Below are 16,668 nucleotides of genomic sequence, written 5' to 3' on the forward strand. Positions count from 1 at the left end.
CTTGGTATTCCGCGGGCGATTGTATTAAGACTCGCTGTACGGTGCACATCGGGAATGCGTACCGGCTCTCCTTGGTAAGGCTTGGCCCGGCGTTCCGGTTCTAGGCTTACAGTGCCGGCCGTCGTTCCAGGGCCCAGGTCAGTAAAACGAAGCTCAGCAGCAGTGCGTTACGCGCCAGCAGATCGCCCACGCGGCCAAGATCTGGTAAATGGGTGGCCGCGAACCAGATGGCCAGAACCAGCAGGGGATAGCCCAGCAGGCGCTTGAGATCGTAAGGCACGGGATAGTATTTCCGCCCCAGCAGCCAGGACAGCGCCGCCATGCTCGCATAGCAAGCCAGCGTCGCCCAGGCCGCGCCGCGGTAGCCGTACGCGGGTATCCACCAGAGGTTCAAGGCCAGCGTCGCGGCCGCGCCCCAAAACGTCAGCCAGGCGCCGAAGCGGGTCTGTTCGGTGAGCTTGTACCAGATCGACAGGTTGAAATAGACGCCCAGACACAGGTTGGCCATCAGCAGGATGGGCGCGATGTCCAGGCCGACGCGGTAGCGCGCGCCGATGAAGTATTGTATCCAGGCCATGTTCATCATCACCGCGAGAAACAGAAAGGCGCAGGCGATGACGAACCAGCGCATGACCAGGGCGTAAAGCTGTCGGGCGTCTTGTTGGCGGTAATGGGCGAAGAAGAACGGCTCGGCGGCGTAGCGGAAAGCCTGGATGAAAATAGTCATGAGGATGGCCACCTTGTAGCAGGCGCCATAGATGCCCAACTGCTCCATGGCACTGTCGGCCGGCAGCAGATATTTGATCAGCACGCGATCCAGGGTTTCGTTGACCATGCCGGCGAGCCCCGTCAGCAACAGGGGCAAGGCATACCGCAGCATGGCCCGCCAGAGGCTCAGGCTGGGCCAGGCGCGCGCGGCCAGGTATTCCGGCAACAGGCATAAGCCTGTCGCCACGCTGGCGATCAGATTGGCGACGAACACATAGCCTATGCCTATCGCCGGGTCGTACCAGTCCCCTACCCGCGCCAGCCAGCCGGCCTGGCCGCTGTCGTGCGCCCATTTGGCCAGGCCGATGAAAAACAGATTGCCGGCGATGTTGACCAGGATGTTGAAGGTCTTGAGGAGAGCGAAGCGCGCGCCGCGCTGCTGTTCGCGCAGCTTCGCGAAAGGAATCGCGCAAAAGGCGTCCAGCACCAGGATCCAGCCCAGCCAGATTACCCAGTCGGCCCGGCCGGGATAACGCAGGAGTTCCGCCAGTTCATCCGCCTGTGCAAGCACCGCGGCGAGAAACAGGAATCCGGTCCCCGCCAATGATATGAGCGCCGTGCTGTAAACCCGGGCCTTGTCCGGCCGTTTGGCCGAAAAATTGAACAACGCCGTTTCCATGCCGTAGGTCAGCACCACGTTGAGGAAGGAGGCGTAGGCGTAGAACTCGGTGAGCACCCCGAAATCGCGGGGGTCGGCGAACTGGTAGGTGTAAAGCGGTACCAGCAGATAATTCAACAGCCGCCCGACGATGGTGCTGAGGCCATAGAGGGCGGTCTGGCCGGCGAGTTTCTTAAGCGGATTCATGCGTGAAATAGACCGCCTGTCCCGGACGGCGCACCGATTTATAAGCGTTATTTCGTTGCGGCTGCGCTCAACGGGCGGCCAGGGTTCCCTGATAGCGCTGCTTCACGGCCTGAGCCAAGTGGTGCACGGCCATCGCGTAATGGGTGGAATGGTTGTAGCGGGTGATGACGTAAAAGTTTTGTTGGCCCAACCAGTATTCGTCACCGCCGTCCGCTCGCAGCAGCAGCAATCTCAGCGGCTCTCCGGGCACGGTGGGTTCGCTGGGCCGTATGCCGTAAGACGCCAACTGATCGGCGGAATACTGAGCGTCGAACCCGGTCTCCAGCTGGCCCGCCGGCCGGGCCTGCGTCTTGGCGACAACAGCCTCGCCGCGTCGCCAGCCGTGCTCGGCGAAATAATGCGCCACGCAGCCGATGGCATCTTCGGGATCCCACAAATTGCGCCGGCCGTCGCCGTCGAAATCCACCGCCCACTGGAGGAAACTGCCGGGCATGAACTGGCCCAAGCCCATGGCGCCGGCGAAGGAACCGACCGGCTGGGCCGGATCGATGCGCTCGTCGCGGCTCATGAGCAGGAAGTTCTCCAGCTCCTCGGCGAAATAATCCGCCCGGCGCGGATAGTCGAACGCCAGCGTGGTGAGCGCATCGAGGATGCGGTGATTACCGACGTTGCGGCCGTACTGGGTTTCCACGCCTATGATGGCGACGATGTATTCCGGCGGCACGCCATAGGCCGAGGCGGCCTGTTGCAGCGCGGCGGAATGCCCGCGCCAGAACGCCGCGCCGCCGGCGATATGTTGCTCGGTGAGAAACTTGGCGCGGTAGCGCGACCAGGCTCCCGGTTTCGGCTGGGTTCCGCTGGGCGCGGACTGCGCGTTCATGTAGTTGATCGTCCACTGCTTGCGCTTGGCCTGGGACAACACGCCCTGGAGATATTCGCGGGGAAAGCCGTGTTTGCTGGCCATTTTCTGCACGAATGCGTCGACCGCGGGATAGCCGGCATAGTCGCCGCTCACTTTCGCCGCCGAATAGCGGCCCGGCAAGGCCCCCGGCGGCACCGGATAAGCCCCGGATTGATCCGGCTGCGCGCCGGCGGCGCCGAGAGGACGATCCGGATGGGCGCGCTTGGGCGTCGGCGCGCAGGCGACCAGGAAAATCGACAACAGGACGACGAATAGGGCTCTATACATGGCAAGCTCTCGGTTTCAGGCTCAGACGCCGATTTGCCGTATGGCGTGAACGACCTCCGCGGCCTGGCGATTTTCGCGCACATCGTGGACGCGGAACAGTCTCACGCCGGCCGCAGCGCCCAGGGCCGTGGTGGCGACGGTGGCGCCGACCAGGCGTTGCGGGTCGGTCTCGTGGCAAACCGCGCCCATGAAACGTTTGCGGCTGGTCCCCAGCAGGACGGAATACCCGGTCGCAACGAAGCGGGACAGATGGGCCAACAGCGTCAGATTGTCTTCGCGCCGTTTGCCGAAACCGATGCCGGGGTCGAGGAGGATGTGCTCGGACGGCACGCCAGCGGCGCGGGCGGCTGCAGCCCGCTCCAGCAGGAAAGCCAGCACCTCGTCGACGACGCTCCCGTACACCGGGGCGTCCTGCATGGTTTTCGGACTGCCCTGCATGTGCATCAGGACGATGGGCGCGCCGCGCCGGGCGGCCAGGGCCAGGATGGCGGGGTCGTCGCGCCCCGCGCTGATGTCGTTGATGAAGTCGGCCCCGGCCTCCAAAGCCGCCTCGGCGACGCCGGCCCGGGTGGTGTCGATACTGATAAGCAGGCCTTTCGGCAAGCTGGCCCGCAAGGCGGCGATCACCGGAACGACGCGCAATATCTGATCTTCGGCGGCGACCGGATCGGATCCCGGCCGGGTGGACTCGCCGCCCACATCGATGATATCGGCCCCTTCCTCGACCATGTGCCGGGCATGCTCCAAGGCCGCCGCGGGATCGACGAACAGGCCGCCGTCGGAAAAGCTGTCCGGGGTCGCGTTGAGTATGCCCATGATGAGCGGCCGGCCCGGTTCGAACAGCTTGCCCAGGCGGCTCATCGCGGCTTCCCGTGGCGGGGCGGACGCGGCCGACCGGCGGCAGGTTCGCGCCTCGGCGCCTTCAGGTCGACCTGTGCCATCAAGGCCTCCAGTTCGTCGGCCGGCAGTTCCGCCCATACGCCGGCCTTGAGCCGGGGCGGCAGGGCGATGGAGCCGAAGCGTACACGGATCAAGCGGCTGACAACGACGCCCTGGGACTCCCACAAGCGCCGGACGATGCGATTGCGGCCTTCCTTCATGGTCACGTGATACCAGCGGTTGGCGCCCTCGCCGCCTGCTTCGACCAGCGTCTCGAAACGCGCGCGGCCGTCCTCCAGTTCGACTCCCTGGCGCAAGCGCTCCAGCGTTTCTTCGCTGATCCGTCCCAGCACGCGCACGGCGTATTCACGCTCGATCTCCCGCGAAGGATGCATGAGCCGGTTGGCCAGTTCACCGTTGTTGGTGACGAGCAGCAGGCCTTGGGTGTTGATATCCAGCCGTCCGACGGCGATCCAGCGGCCGAATTCCAATCGCGGCAACTGGGTGAAGACGACCGGTCGCCCTTCCGGATCGCGGCGGCTGACCAACTCGCCTATCGGCTTGTGGTAAAGGAGCACACGGGTCGGAGCGTTGATCCGCTTGTCCAGGTTGATGGGGCGTCCGCGCACGACCAGACGGTCGCCCGGTTTCCAGCGATCGCCCAGCTTGGCCGGCTGACCGTTGAGCTGAACCTCGCCGCCGGCGATCCATGCTTCGATCTCGCGCCGCGAACCCAGGGCCGCGCGGGCTAGCACCTTCTGGATGCGCTCGCCGACCTCGCTGAATTCGGCCGCCGCCTCGGTTTGCGGGCGCGAGTCAGGTGTCGGCCGACTCGGCCGGTTCGGAGGATTCTTCGGGCGCGCCGAACTCGGGCGCGGGTGTTTCGGATGGCTCATGGATTTCCAAAGTGGGAACGGGTTCGGGTAGCTCAGGTTCGGCGGCCTGCGCCAGGCGGTCGATGAAGGTCTGCAGAGGAGGCAGATCGTCCAGGCTCCTGAGGTTGAAGTAATCGAGGAAGTTGCGGTTGGTGGCGTACAGACCGGGCCGGCCGGGCACCTCCTTGTGGCCGACCACCTGGATCCAGTCGCGTTCCTGCAAGGTCTTGATGATCTGGGTAGACACCGCGACGCCGCGGATGTCCTCGATCTCGCCGCGCGTGACGGGCTGCCGGTAGGCGATGATGGCCAGGGTCTCCAGGAAGGCCTTGGAATAACGGCCCGGCCGCTCCTCGAACAATCGGGAAATCCAGGGTGAATAGGCCGTACGCACCTGGAAACGGTAGCCCGAGGCGACTTCCCTGAGCTCCAGCGGACGTTGGGCATAATCGCCGCCGAGTTCCGACAGCGCCCGGCGCAATTCCGCCGTTTCCGGCCGCTCGGCTTCGTCGAACAGGGCTTGCAACTGGGCCAGGCTCAACGGCCGGGCGGCGGCGAACAGCGCGGCTTCGAGGATGTTTTTCAGAACCATCTCAGTCGCCCGCCACGCGCAAGGGTTTGATGTGCAGATCACCCAACGGTTCGTCCTGGACGATCTCGATCAGCCTCTCCTTGCTCAATTCCAATATGGCCAGCAGCGAGACCAGGGCGCCCTGCCGTCCTTCGCGGCGCAGGAACAAATCCTGGAAGGCGGCGAACGGCCGGCTGCGCAGCTTTTCCAGCACCTGGCTCATGCGTTCTCGCACCGACAGCGGTTCCATCACGATCTTGTGATGGGTGCTGCGTTCGGCGCGCCGCAAGACGTCTTCGAAAGCCAGCAGCAGCTCCTTCAGGTCGACCTCTGGATAGATCTTGCGCACCTCGATGGCACTCACGTCCACGCCGCCGAGTTCGTAGAAATCGCGCTCCGCGCGCGGCAGACGGTCCAAGCCCTCGGCCGCCGCCTTGTAGCGCTCGTATTCCTGCAGGCGCCGGACCAGCTCCGCGCGGGGATCTTCTTCCACGGCCTCCTCGCTGGCCGGGCGCGGCAACAGCATGCGCGACTTGATCTCGGCCAGGATGGCCGCCATCAGCAGGTATTCCGCCGCCAGTTCCATGCGCAGCTCGCTCATCATGTCGATGTAACCGATGTACTGCTTGGTGATGGCCGCGATGGGGATGTCGAGGATATCGAAATTCTGCCGGCGTATCAGATAGAGCAGCAGATCCAGCGGTCCCTCGAAGGTTTCCAGGAAAACTTCGAGCGCATCGGGGGGGATGTACAAATCCTCCGGCAGTGCGGTGTAAGGCGAGCCGTGTACGAGCGCGATGGGGGCCGGGGTCGGGAGGTCGATGACCTGTTCGTTCATCGCGCGATTCAAATCCCGGCGATGCCGTACAGGATCTTCTGCATCAACATCAAGGGCAGGCCCAGGATGTTGGAGAGCAAGCCGGTGGCGATCAGCACCAGCAGGATAAAAAATCCGTAGGGTTCCAACTTGCCGAATTTGTATCCCAGACGCGGCGGCAGCAGGCCCAGCGCGATGCGCCCGCCGTCCAGCGGAGGAATCGGTAGCAGGTTGAGCAGCATAAGTAACAGGTTGATAGAAATGCCTCCCGAACCCATGAGTTCGAAGAATTCGATGCCGATTACATGGGCGAGCCGTACGATAAGCGCCCATGCCAAGGCCATCAGCAGATTCGCGGCGGGGCCCGCCACGGCCACCAGGACCATGTCGCGGCGCGGTTTGCGCAGGCGGCCGAAATCCACCGGCACGGGCTTGGCCCAGCCGAAGATGATTCCTCCCACGGCATACAACACGCCCGGGACCAGCAGGGTACCGATAGGGTCGATATGATGCAGCGGGTTGAGCGACAGCCTGCCCATTTTTTCCGCGGTGCGATCGCCCAGCATCTTGGCCACCCAGCCGTGGGCCACTTCGTGTAGGGTTATGGCAAATAGTACCGGCAAGATCATGACGGTGAAACCTTGAACCAGAGTCAATTTTTCCATTGAGAAAATACCGGTGGTTTTTAGCGTAAGAAATGAACTTCGCCCTTGCCCTGCCGTATCAGTTCGGGCACGTCCTCGGTGAGGCCGATCACGGTACTGTACTCGGCGGGCACGACATCGGCATCCACGATCAGGTCGACCTCATTATCCAATCGCTCCCGTATGTCGTAAGGATCGGACAAGGCGTCTTCGTCGCCGGGCAGTAGCAAGGTGGAGCTGAACAGCGGTTCGCCGAGTTCGGCCACCAAAGCCTGGGTGATGGCGTGATCGGGCAGCCTGATCCCTATCGTCTTGCGCTTGGGATGCTGCAGGCGCTTGGGCGTCTCGCGGGTGGCCTTGAGTATGAAGGTGTAGGGGCCCGGCGTGAGCGACTTGATCAGCCTGAACGCCTCGTTGCCGATCTTGGCGAAAGCCGCGGCCTGGGAAAGATCGTGGCAAATGATCGTGAAATTATGGCTCTCCTCCAACTGCCGTATGCGGCGTATCCGATCCGATGCATCCTTGCTGTCCAGGCGGCAACCAAATGCGTAACACGTGTCGGTGGGATAAACGATCAGACCGCCGCCACGGACCACGTCCGCCGCGCGCTGTATCAATCGGGGCTGGGGAGTCTTGGGGTGTATGGAGACGAATTGAACCATCGGCACAGTTTACTACGAATCGAGCGCCGACTGGGTGCACGAAAACTCGGGGGCTTACAAAACTTAGCCGGCAACACTTGCAAGTTCGACGCAGCTCCCGTATAGTGAGCGGACTTTGCTGCCTGAGCCAAGTGTCACGGGCGCAATAACGGTTATTATGGCGAGTCGAGTTGGTCCCCTCGCAATGATACGCTGTGAACCCCGCCAGGCCCGGAAGGGAGCAACGGTAGCAGCGGACTCGTGTGCCGGGGTGCGGCTTTCCCGACTTGCCACCCTATCTCTCCTCGCACTCCACTCCCAAGGCTGAGCATGGCCTATCAGGCGCTGGCCCGCAAATGGCGGCCGCGTAAGTTCAGCGAAGTCGTCGGTCAAGAGCACGTCGTCAGGGCGCTAACCCATGCGCTCGAATTCGACCGCATGCACCATGCCTATTTGTTCACCGGCACGCGCGGCGTGGGCAAGACCACTCTCGCCCGCATCCTGGCCAAGGCCATCAATTGCGAATCGCGTCAAGGCTTCGATCCCTGCGGTGAGTGTCTCATCTGCCGGGAAGTGGACGAAGGCCGCTTCGTCGACCTGATCGAGGTGGACGCAGCATCCCGCACCAAGGTGGAAGACACGCGCGACCTGCTGGAAAACGTGCAATACGCGCCGGCTCAGGGACGCTTCAAGATCTACCTCATCGACGAAGTCCACATGCTCTCCGGGCACAGCTTCAACGCTTTATTGAAGACCCTGGAAGAGCCGCCTCCGCACGTCAAGTTCCTGCTGGCCACCACCGACCCGCAGAAGATTCCCGTCACGGTGCTCTCGCGCTGCTTGCAGTTCAATCTGAAACGGCTGACGCCCGATCAGATCCGCGCGCAGATGGAAACCATCCTGCGCCAGGAACAGATCGAATACGATCAAAACGCCATCCGTTCGCTCGCGCGTGCGGCCGACGGCAGCATGCGCGACGGACTGAGCCTGCTGGATCAGGCCATCGTGCACGGCGGCGGACGCTTGGACGATGCCCAGGTTGGCTCCATGCTGGGCACCGTCTCGCGCAAGCCGGTCTTCGACCTTCTAACCGCCCTTTCCGAGCGCGACGGCGGGACGCTGTTGGCCCGGGTAGCCGAACTGTCCGAACACGCGCCGAATTACGCCGACGTGCTCCAGCAGTTCCTGATCGTGCTGCATCACATCGCGCTGGCCCAGCAGGTACCCGAAACCCTCCGCCACGACGAAGATGCGGACCGTCTGTCGGCCCTGGCCAGTCAGTTGGATCCCGAAGACGTGCAGCTCTTCTACCAGATCGGCCTGATCGGCCAGCGTGACCTCCCGCTGGCGCCGGAGCCGCGCGGCGGATTCGAAATGGTATTGCTGCGTATGCTGGCCTTCCGTCCCACCGGACCGGGCTCGGAAGACAGGCCGGTTACGCCGCCAAGTCCGGTCAAGGCCACCCACCCGACCCCGGAAGCCCGGCCGCCCGCACAGTCCGGTCCAGTGGCCGGCCTACAGTCGGTCAAAGCCAGTTTGGGTCTTTCCAATACCCCGCGCGGATCGACGCCGCAAACCGACGCGCCCGTCGCCCGCAAAGAAAAAATCGAAGCAGCCCCGTCGATAGTGCCGGAACGCACCTTGGATATCGTCGCGGCCGAACGCGTATCGCCATCTGGCGGAGCTGCCGATCGTTCCGAGATGACACAGCCCCAACCGATCGAAGCGGCGAATCAGGCGGCAGACAGCGAATCCGCCCCGCCCTGCCCTGCCGTCACGCCCGAATCGGCAATGGCTAAGCCTGGGACCGATTGGACGGATCTGATCCGTGCCTTGGGGCTGGCCGGTCCAGCCCTGCAACTGGCGCGCAATTGCGTGCTGCTGGCCATCGAGGAGTCCCGTGTGGTGCTGGCGCTCGACCCGGCCTACGCGCAGATACGCACCTCACAAACCGAAGCGCGCCTGGAAAATTCCCTGCAGACTCATTTCGGCCGTCCGCTAAAGCTGCAATTCCAGCTGGAGACACCCCGCCAGGAAACACCGGCTTTGCAACTCCAGCGCGAACGGGAGGAACGCCAGCGTGCGGCCGAGCGGGAGATCGAACACGATCCCAATGTCATCGCCATCAAGGAGCGCTTCGAGGCACGCATCGTGCCCGGCTCCATCAAACCCATCGATTAACGGAGACCGTCATGAAAAACCCCATCGCCGCGCTGATGCAGCAAGCCCAGCAAATGCAGGAAAACCTCAAAAAGGCCCAGGAAGAGCTGGCCGCCCTGGAAATCCAGGGGGAATCCGGCGGCGGGCTGGTCAAGATCGTACTAAATGGCAAGCGCGAAGCACTGAAGGTCAGCATCGACGACAGCCTGCTGAAGGAAGACCGCGACATGCTGGAAGATCTGGTTGCCGCCGCCATCAACGACGCCGTGCGCAAGGTTGCCAAGATCAAGCAGGAAAAGATGTCCGGCCTCACCGGAGGCATCGACTTGCCGGCCGGCTTCAAGATGCCGTTCTGATCCGTCATGCGGCAAACCGGGAAACTCGCCCAGTTGATGCAGGCGCTGCGTTGCCTGCCGGGCGTCGGCCCAAAATCGGCTCAGCGCATGAGCTTCCACCTCTTGCAGCGCGACCGCCAAGGCGCGCGCGTCCTCGCCGAGTCCTTGCTGGCGGCGCTGGACAGCATCGGCCATTGCCGTAACTGCCGCACCCTGACCGAAGGCGAGATATGTCCCGTCTGCGCCAGTCCCAGCCGGGACGACACCCTGCTCTGTGTCGTCGAGTCGCCGGCCGAAGTCTACGCCATCGACCAGTCCACCGGCTTCAAGGGCCGGTATTTTGTCCTCAACGGCCGCCTCTCGCCACTGGATGGCATAGGCCCCGCCGAGCTGGGGCTGGATGTCTTGGAAAAACGCCTGGGTGCCGGGGTCGTTAAAGAGCTCATCCTCGCGACCAACACCACCGTGGAAGGCGAGGCCACCGCCCACTATCTCCACGAAATGGCGCGGGCCTATGGTGTGCGCGCCACGCGCATCGCGCACGGCGTTCCCTTCGGCGGCGAACTGGAATATGTGGACGGAACGACGCTGGCCCACGCGTTCAACGGTCGCCAGGACTTTTAGCGGCGCTCCGCCCGAGTGCCCGCAACGATGCGTATGCTTGACTGCCGCCCCGGTTCCGGACTAAAACGCCCGACCAAATCCCGCGCTCGACGCGTCCATACCGGAGATCGGCGATGATCGAAAGCCTGCTGGACACAATCAACCTCTTCTTGCTGCAACATCCGCATCTGTTGCACGTCATGCATACCCTGTTCTGGATCAAATACTGGCTGTTGCTGGCTATCGTCGGATTATTCGTTTATCTCGTTTATACCAATGACGAACATAAATTCGGCGCCACGTCGGGCGAAATCGATCCGGCCAGCGAATCCATCTTCCTGGCCTGAAGCAGTGGCTTCAGAAACCGCCCCGACCACGCCCCACTTCGAGGAACACACCCCATGACCGACTGCCTGTTCTGCAAGATGGTCGCCGGCGAGATCAAGCCGGACGTCGTCTACGAGAACGACCATGTGCTGGCCTTTCGCGACATCCGCCCGCAAGCGCCGACCCATGTCCTCATCATTCCCAAGATACACATCGCGACCCTGGACGAGCTCAAGCCCGAAGACGCGGCCCTGGCCGGCGAACTGCTGTTGTCTGTCCCGCTGATCGCGCGGCAGGAGAATCTGGCCGAGGGTTATCGCACCGTGATCAATTGCCGTGCGCACGGCGGGCAGGAGGTCTATCACGTGCACATCCATCTGCTCGGTGGCAGGCGCCTGAGCTGGCCGCCCGGCTAAGCTCCGCCCAGACGAAAAAGCCCGCTTGATGCGGGCCTTTTAGCGCAGCATCGAAATTTCTACAGATAGTTGAACAAGGACAGCTTCTGCACCTTGGCATACGACTGTTGCGCCGCCTGCAAGGCCGTGCTCTGCAGGTTGTAGCGGCTGATGGCTTCCGAATAGTCCAGATCCCTCGCGGTCGATAGATAGCCTTTCTCGTCGGCGACGAATTTGACCTGCAGGTCCTCCTGACTGTCCAGGGCGCTCAGCCGGGCGCCTATGGTGACCCGTACATCCTCCACCTTGGTGATCGCCCGCTGGATGCGCTCGATGTCCATGGGGTCGGGGGTATTGTTGGCCATGTTCTCGGCAAAGTTGAACACCACATTGAGGATATTGGGCTCGGGCACGGTGGGCGGCGTCGCGGCGGGATTGTTCCAGGGGCGGGTAATACTGGCCGGAACGGAGGGCGGCCAAACCGTCACCGGCGGCACCGTGGGCGTCGCGGCGGTGTTGATTTCGAAGGCGGCGTCGCCGGGATCGCTATCCTTCATGGTGAAATTGGGACCTATCCGGGTGGCGTGCTGATTGCCGTCGCCGCGATAGATGTAGCTGCCTTGCGTGGCGCTGCCGGCAGTGGCGTCCAGGGAAAACGGTTCGGTGGTGGAAACGAATCCGCCGAACATGAACTCGCCGCTGTCGTTCTTGGCATTCATCAAATCCTTGAGCTGTTCCAGCAATTGCCGGGCCTCCACTTCGATGGAACGCCGGTCGCTGGCGTTCAAGCTGTCGTTGGCGCCGCGGATGGCGAGCTCGTTGAGCCTGTGCAAGGTGTTGCCGACCCCGTCCAGAGCCCCCTCCTCCTGAGACAAGCGGGAGCGTGCCATGGTCACATTGGTCTTATATTGTTCGGTCTGGGCGATGGAGTCCTGCAGCACCAGTGCGCGTACCATGGCCGGCGGATCGTCGGACGGGGTTTCCACCCGCAGGCCCGACGCCATTTGAGCCTGGCTCTTGGCCATCTTAGCCTGTTGTTCCAGCATCGCGTTGACACTGATTTCCTGGGTGAACGGTGTCGAGATTCTCATGGCTAACTCAATACGCCGAGCAGCGTGTCGAAAGTGGTGCGGGCCGTGGCGACGGTTTGCGCCGCCGCCTGGTAGGCCTGCTGAAACTGGATCAGGTTGGCGGCCTCTTCGTCCAGATTGACGCCGGCCTGGGATTCCCGCCGTTGCCGCGCGTTGTCGAGCAGATTCTTTTGCGCCGTGACATTGATTTCGGCCGTCTTGGCCAGGGTGCCGATTTCACCGACGATGCCGTTATAAGCCTCCTGGTAGCTAGCTCGCCCGTTCAGCAGCAGTTTGGCGTTTTGCAGATCGAGCAGCGCCAGCGCATTGCCGTTGTCGCTCAAGGCCGGGCCGTGCGGCGGCGGCGTAGCCGGCGTGGCCGTCGAGTTCCTGGCGGCGGCGACCATGCTGGGATCGCTCAGTCCGGGATCGAGGGCGATATCGCTCGCCGCATGGCGGGTGGGTAGCACGAGGAAGGTATCGCCCACGGCGGCCCCGGTCACGTCGAATTGAACGCCTTCGTGCGTGATCACCGGATAGCCCGCCGTGGTCGCCGCAGGAAAGTCGGTTGCGGTCCGCGTATGCAGGTTGGTGATGCGCGTACCGGTCGCCGTGATATCGACCTGATAATCGTCGCCGGTCATCGTGTTGAAATTGCCGTAGGTGGCGAACGTAGCCGGGATGGGGGACAGCGTATTGGTCGCCTTACCCATGACGGTCACCGTGGGCTCCTTGAAAAACGCGATGCCGGTGTTGCCGTTGAGGTCGTAACCCAGTTTGTGCTGGTCGTTGAACTGAGTCGCGAGGCTGGCCGCCAGCCGGCCGAAATCGTTCTGGGCCTTGTCGAGCACCTGGTCGACGAAATTCCGATAACCCCCGAGTTGGCCGCCGGTCAACTGGTCGGTCACGACGGCATAACGGCTGGCACCGGGCGCGTAGAGCGCGATGTCCGTATCGGCGCCCACATAGGCCGAATCCAGCACTTTCAGACTGGCGGAGCGGACGCCCATCACCAGGGACTGGCCGGAGCCGATGAAGACGTTGATCGAGCCGTCGTCCTGTTCGAGCACCTGGATATCGACCTGCTTGGCCAGATCGTTCAGCAGCTTGTCGCGTTGATCGAGCAAATCGTTGGGCGGATCGCCGCTCAGGAGGCCGGGCGAGGTGGTGATCTTCTCGTTCAGCGACGCGATGTTGGAAGCGAGCGAGTTGACCTGGTCGATGCTGGTGCTGAGATTCTGGCTCGCCTGCTTGCGCAGGTCGTCGAAGGTCTGGTTGATCGTGTTGAAACGGTTCACCAGGGTTTCCGCCGAGGTCATCAGCACCCGGCGCACCGGTGTGGATGTCGGTTCGTTGACCACGCCGTTCAGCCCGCTGAAGAAACCCTGCAAAGCCGGCGAGAGACTGGCATCGCTGTCGGCGATGAAGCTGTCGATCTGGCTGACCAGATTGTGATAGGCATCCAACTCGCCCCAGGCCGAGGTGCTCGACCGCACCTGCTCGTTGACGAAGCGGTCGTAACTGCGGGTGATGGCCTGGACGTTGACGCCCGTGCCCAGATAACCGATCGATCCGCCGTATTGCGGGGTCGACGCCGCCAGTTCGGCGCGCTGGCGGCTGTAGCCTTCGGTATTGACGTTGGTGATATTGTGGCTGGTCGTGGCCATGGCCCTTTGCATGGCCAACAGCCCCGAGGTCGCGATGCCTAATAGTCCACTGGACATGATGATTAACCTCTCGACCCTGCTACGAATTTATCGGCGCTATGGCGTTCGGGTGTAGCGATTCAGGTGACATCGAGCCCCTCGAAGGCCTCGTGGCCGTGATAAATCGACAAGACCTTGCGGGCATAGGACGGATCGGTCGCGTAGCCCGCTTTTTGCAAACCCGCGATGAAGCGCTCGGGATTGTCCGTGTTCTGCAAGGCGTCGGCATAGCGCGGATTGGCGCGCAGGAAATGGACGTAGTCGCGGAAACTGTCGGCATAACTGTCGTAGGAGCGGAAGGCCGCACGGGTCTTCGTCGCGGCTCCGCCTTCGTATTCCAGGGTGGTGTTGGCGATGCTCTGCCCTACCCAGCTGCGATCGGCCTTGATGCCGAACAGATTGTGGCTGCTCTGCCCATCGGCGGTACGCGGCAGGGATTTGCCCCAGCCGGATTCCAATGCCGCCTGGGCCAGCAGCATCTTGGGGTCGACGCCCAATTCGGCCGCCGCCCGTTGTGCCTCCGGCCACAAGGTGGCGACGAAATCTTCCGGTCCGTCGAAGCCGGCCTTGCCGTCGTTCGCCACCGACGCGACCCGCACAGGGCTGGCCGGCGACGCCGACGTGAGCCTGTCGATCAGCTTCACCGCCTGCGCGTGTTCCTCGTTCAGGTGGGAAGCGCCACTTCGGATCGCAGGCAAGGCCTCGCGGCGGTAATCGACCACGGTCTTGCCGGTCAATGCCGTTCCATCCTTGCCCGGCTGGCCACCGAGTTGGCGTACCAGCATGTCGGAAAAGCCCAGCTTGGAGTGCTTGCTCAATTCCAGCCCCAGTTGCTGGTCGTACATATCGCGGTAGGCCTTGGTTTGCTCCGTATTCATCAAGGTCGATTCCTGGGTGGCCTGTCGCATGCTCTTCAACGCCATCTGAACGAAGACCGATTCGAATTGACGCGCCGCTTCGCGCAAAGCCTGGGGCGAGTTTTCCTTCGCTTGGCCGCGCAATTTGGCGAGCCCGGAAAAGTCGCTGTAGACGTCGGCGGTGCCGCTAGCCTTGATCATGACGGCTCTCCTAGATCACGATGAGTTCGGCGCGCAAGGCGCCGGCGCTCTTGAGGGCTTCGAGTATGGCCACCAGGTCGCTGGGCGCCGCGCCCACCTTGTTGACTGCGTTGACGATCTCGTCCAGCGTCACGCCGGGGTTGAACACGAAAGCCCGATTGGCCTCTTCCTGCACATTGATGTCGGACTTGGGCGTCACCACCGTCTGGCCTCCGGCGAACGGGCCGGGCTGGCTGACCTGCGGGCGTTCGGTGATGGTGACGGTCAGATTGCCGTGCGAAACCGCCGCCGGCTGCACCCGGACATGGTTGCTGATGACCACCGTGCCGGTACGCGAATTGACGACGACCTTGGCGGCCGCATCGCCCGGACTGACGTTCAGGTTTTCCACCATGGAGGCGAAAGACACCCGTTGGGCCGGATCGCGCGGCGCCGCCACCTGCACCGACGAGCCGTCTATCGGGCGCGCCGTGCCTTCGCCGTAGGCGCGGTTGATCGCGGCGGCGATCTGGTTGGCCGTGCTGAAATCGGGCGTATGCAGGTTCAGCACCATGGCCCCGCCCTGCGCGAATCCGGTCGGAACTTCCCGTTCCACCGTGGCGCCGTTGGGTATACGTCCTGAGCTCGGCACGTTGACGGTGATCTTGGAACCATCCTGCCCGGATGCGCTCAAGCCGCCCACCACCAGATTGCCCTGGGCGATGGCGTAGACCTGGCCGTCCGCGCCCTTCAGAGGCGTCATCAGCAGGCTGCCACCGCGCAGGCTCTTGGCATCGCCCAGGGAGCCGACGTTGACGTCTATGGTCTGCCCCGGCTTGGAGAACGCCGGCAGTTCCGCTTGCACCGAAACCACGGCAATGTTTTTCGACCTGAGATCGATGCCGGCCGGCAAGGTGATGCCCAATTGGTTCATCATGTTGCGCAGGGCCTGGCTGGTGAAGCGCGTTTTGTCCCCGGTATTGGTGAGGCCGACCACCAGGCCGTAACCGATGAGCTGGTTGCTGCGCACCCCGGCCACCTGGGTGAGATCCTTGATGCGCTCGGCCTGCGCGGCCGGTGCGACGATCGCGAGGGCCAGTAGTACGGAAGCCCAGCGTTGGTATCTTTGGATATTCATGGTCGGTCTCCTCAAGCGCGCGGCCATCAGAACGGGAATAGGAAACTGGTGAAGAAGCGCTGCAGCCAGCCCATGCGGTTGACATCCGCGACCACGCCTTCGCCGTTATAAATCATGGTGGCATCGGCCACCTTGGTGGACAGCACGGTGTTATTGGTATCGATATCGGCAGGCCGGACGATGCCCGACAGCTTGATGTATTCGTTACCCTGGTTGAGTCCCACCCGTTTCTCGCCGCGCACGCGCAGGTTGCCGTTGGGCAAGACCTCGACGACCGTGACGCTGATCACACCCTTGAGCGCGTTGCTCTGATTGGAGTCGCCCTTGCCTTCGAAATCGTGTTCCGACTCCAGGCTGGTTTTTACGTTATATCCGAGTATCTCGGCCGCTTCCTGCCCCATCAGCATGGGTGCCTTGACCGAAGTGGTGGCGCTGCGGTTGGCGCTGGTGTCGGCTTTCTTCTTGGCGTCGGTGGTTTCCACCAACTGCACGGTCAACAGGTCGCCGACCCGGCGGGCTTTGACGTCTTCGAACAGACGCATGTCCACACCGGGCTGGTAGATGCCGCCCGGATTCATCGGCGCCTGGGCCATTTCCACCGGCCGCACCGGCGCATAGGCCGGGTCGCGGGTGGGCGGCGGGTTCAGGAGCGAGGCGCAGCCGACCCATTGCGTGGCGACCAGAAAAAGCGGGATCAGGCGTTTCATG

The 16,668-nt window shown here is 63.0% G+C and carries 18 protein-coding genes and 1 other RNA gene; 6 read left to right on the forward strand and 13 right to left on the reverse strand.

The features are described from left to right. Positions 1-106 precede the first annotated feature (106 nt). From JWZ97_RS05960 to JWZ97_RS05995, 8 genes are all read right to left on the reverse strand, one after another. Positions 107-1,573, reverse strand: a complete 1,467-nt coding sequence (locus tag JWZ97_RS05960; protein WP_205433884.1) for a lipopolysaccharide biosynthesis protein — start codon at positions 1,571-1,573, stop codon at positions 107-109. A gap of 67 nt (positions 1,574-1,640) precedes the next feature. Continuing rightward, the gene (gene mltB / locus JWZ97_RS05965) at positions 1,641-2,762 is read right to left on the reverse strand and encodes a lytic murein transglycosylase B (RefSeq protein ID WP_205433885.1); all 1,122 of its coding nucleotides are present in this window, start codon (positions 2,760-2,762) and stop codon (positions 1,641-1,643) included. A 21-nt stretch (positions 2,763-2,783) separates the two neighbouring features. Next, positions 2,784-3,623: a dihydropteroate synthase gene (gene folP, locus JWZ97_RS05970; protein ID WP_205433886.1), complete on the reverse strand. Its 840-nt coding sequence runs from the start codon at positions 3,621-3,623 to the stop codon at positions 2,784-2,786. Next, positions 3,620-4,537 carry a 23S rRNA pseudouridine(2605) synthase RluB gene (rluB, locus tag JWZ97_RS05975; protein WP_205433887.1) on the reverse strand — a complete coding sequence of 306 codons (918 nt, stop codon included), beginning with the start codon at positions 4,535-4,537 and terminating at the stop codon, positions 3,620-3,622. Before rluB ends, folP begins: the two co-directional genes overlap by 4 nt. Next, complete coding sequence (gene scpB / locus JWZ97_RS05980) at positions 4,458-5,108, reverse strand: SMC-Scp complex subunit ScpB (RefSeq protein WP_205433888.1); 651 nt, start codon at positions 5,106-5,108, stop codon at positions 4,458-4,460. The genes rluB and scpB overlap by 80 nt, the downstream gene beginning before the upstream one ends. A 1-nt stretch (position 5,109) precedes the next feature. After that, positions 5,110-5,925 carry a ScpA family protein gene (locus JWZ97_RS05985; RefSeq protein ID WP_205433889.1) on the reverse strand — a complete coding sequence of 272 codons (816 nt, stop codon included), beginning with the start codon at positions 5,923-5,925 and terminating at the stop codon, positions 5,110-5,112. An 8-nt stretch (positions 5,926-5,933) separates the two neighbouring features. Beyond that, the gene (locus JWZ97_RS05990; protein ID WP_205433890.1) at positions 5,934-6,569 is read right to left on the reverse strand and encodes a site-2 protease family protein; all 636 of its coding nucleotides are present in this window, start codon (positions 6,567-6,569) and stop codon (positions 5,934-5,936) included. 20 nt (positions 6,570-6,589) lie between these two features. Then, entirely contained in the window at positions 6,590-7,210 is a 621-nt protein-coding gene (locus tag JWZ97_RS05995) for an L-threonylcarbamoyladenylate synthase (RefSeq protein ID WP_205433891.1), read from the reverse strand. Positions 7,211-7,378: 168 nt separating this feature from the next. Here JWZ97_RS05995 and ffs point away from each other — a divergent pair. From ffs to JWZ97_RS06025, 6 genes are all read left to right on the forward strand, one after another. Next, positions 7,379-7,475: signal recognition particle sRNA small type (gene ffs / locus JWZ97_RS06000), an RNA gene on the forward strand. A 44-nt stretch (positions 7,476-7,519) separates the two neighbouring features. Continuing rightward, complete coding sequence (gene dnaX, locus JWZ97_RS06005) at positions 7,520-9,370, forward strand: DNA polymerase III subunit gamma/tau (protein ID WP_205433892.1); 1,851 nt, start codon at positions 7,520-7,522, stop codon at positions 9,368-9,370. 11 nt (positions 9,371-9,381) lie between these two features. After that, the gene (locus JWZ97_RS06010; protein ID WP_205433893.1) at positions 9,382-9,705 is read left to right on the forward strand and encodes a YbaB/EbfC family nucleoid-associated protein; all 324 of its coding nucleotides are present in this window, start codon (positions 9,382-9,384) and stop codon (positions 9,703-9,705) included. Positions 9,706-9,711: 6 nt separating this feature from the next. Continuing rightward, positions 9,712-10,308: a recombination mediator RecR gene (recR, locus tag JWZ97_RS06015; protein WP_205433894.1), complete on the forward strand. Its 597-nt coding sequence runs from the start codon at positions 9,712-9,714 to the stop codon at positions 10,306-10,308. A 113-nt stretch (positions 10,309-10,421) separates the two neighbouring features. Next, positions 10,422-10,634 carry a hypothetical protein gene (locus tag JWZ97_RS06020; RefSeq protein WP_205433895.1) on the forward strand — a complete coding sequence of 71 codons (213 nt, stop codon included), beginning with the start codon at positions 10,422-10,424 and terminating at the stop codon, positions 10,632-10,634. Between the two features lie 54 nt (positions 10,635-10,688). Further along, positions 10,689-11,030: a histidine triad nucleotide-binding protein gene (locus JWZ97_RS06025; RefSeq protein ID WP_205433896.1), complete on the forward strand. Its 342-nt coding sequence runs from the start codon at positions 10,689-10,691 to the stop codon at positions 11,028-11,030. A gap of 59 nt (positions 11,031-11,089) precedes the next feature. On the opposite strand, the gene flgL is transcribed toward JWZ97_RS06025, so the two are convergent. The 5 genes from flgL to flgH form a co-directional block, all read right to left on the reverse strand. Then, entirely contained in the window at positions 11,090-12,100 is a 1,011-nt protein-coding gene (gene flgL, locus JWZ97_RS20000) for a flagellar hook-associated protein FlgL (protein ID WP_240342510.1), read from the reverse strand. A gap of 2 nt (positions 12,101-12,102) precedes the next feature. Beyond that, positions 12,103-13,803 (reverse strand): flagellar hook-associated protein FlgK, encoded by a 1,701-nt coding sequence (gene flgK / locus JWZ97_RS06035; protein ID WP_205433897.1) that lies wholly within the window; start codon positions 13,801-13,803, stop codon positions 12,103-12,105. A gap of 62 nt (positions 13,804-13,865) precedes the next feature. After that, positions 13,866-14,843, reverse strand: a complete 978-nt coding sequence (flgJ, locus tag JWZ97_RS06040; protein WP_205433898.1) for a flagellar assembly peptidoglycan hydrolase FlgJ — start codon at positions 14,841-14,843, stop codon at positions 13,866-13,868. Positions 14,844-14,853: 10 nt separating this feature from the next. After that, entirely contained in the window at positions 14,854-15,960 is a 1,107-nt protein-coding gene (locus tag JWZ97_RS06045; protein ID WP_205433899.1) for a flagellar basal body P-ring protein FlgI, read from the reverse strand. Between the two features lie 26 nt (positions 15,961-15,986). Continuing rightward, on the reverse strand, positions 15,987-16,667 hold the full coding sequence (gene flgH, locus JWZ97_RS06050; protein ID WP_205433900.1) for a flagellar basal body L-ring protein FlgH: 681 nt from the start codon (positions 16,665-16,667) through the stop codon (positions 15,987-15,989). Position 16,668 lies beyond the last annotated feature (1 nt).

Origin of the sequence: Methylococcus sp. EFPC2 (assembly GCF_016925495.1) — a bacterium.
Lineage (GTDB): Bacteria > Pseudomonadota > Gammaproteobacteria > Methylococcales > Methylococcaceae > EFPC2.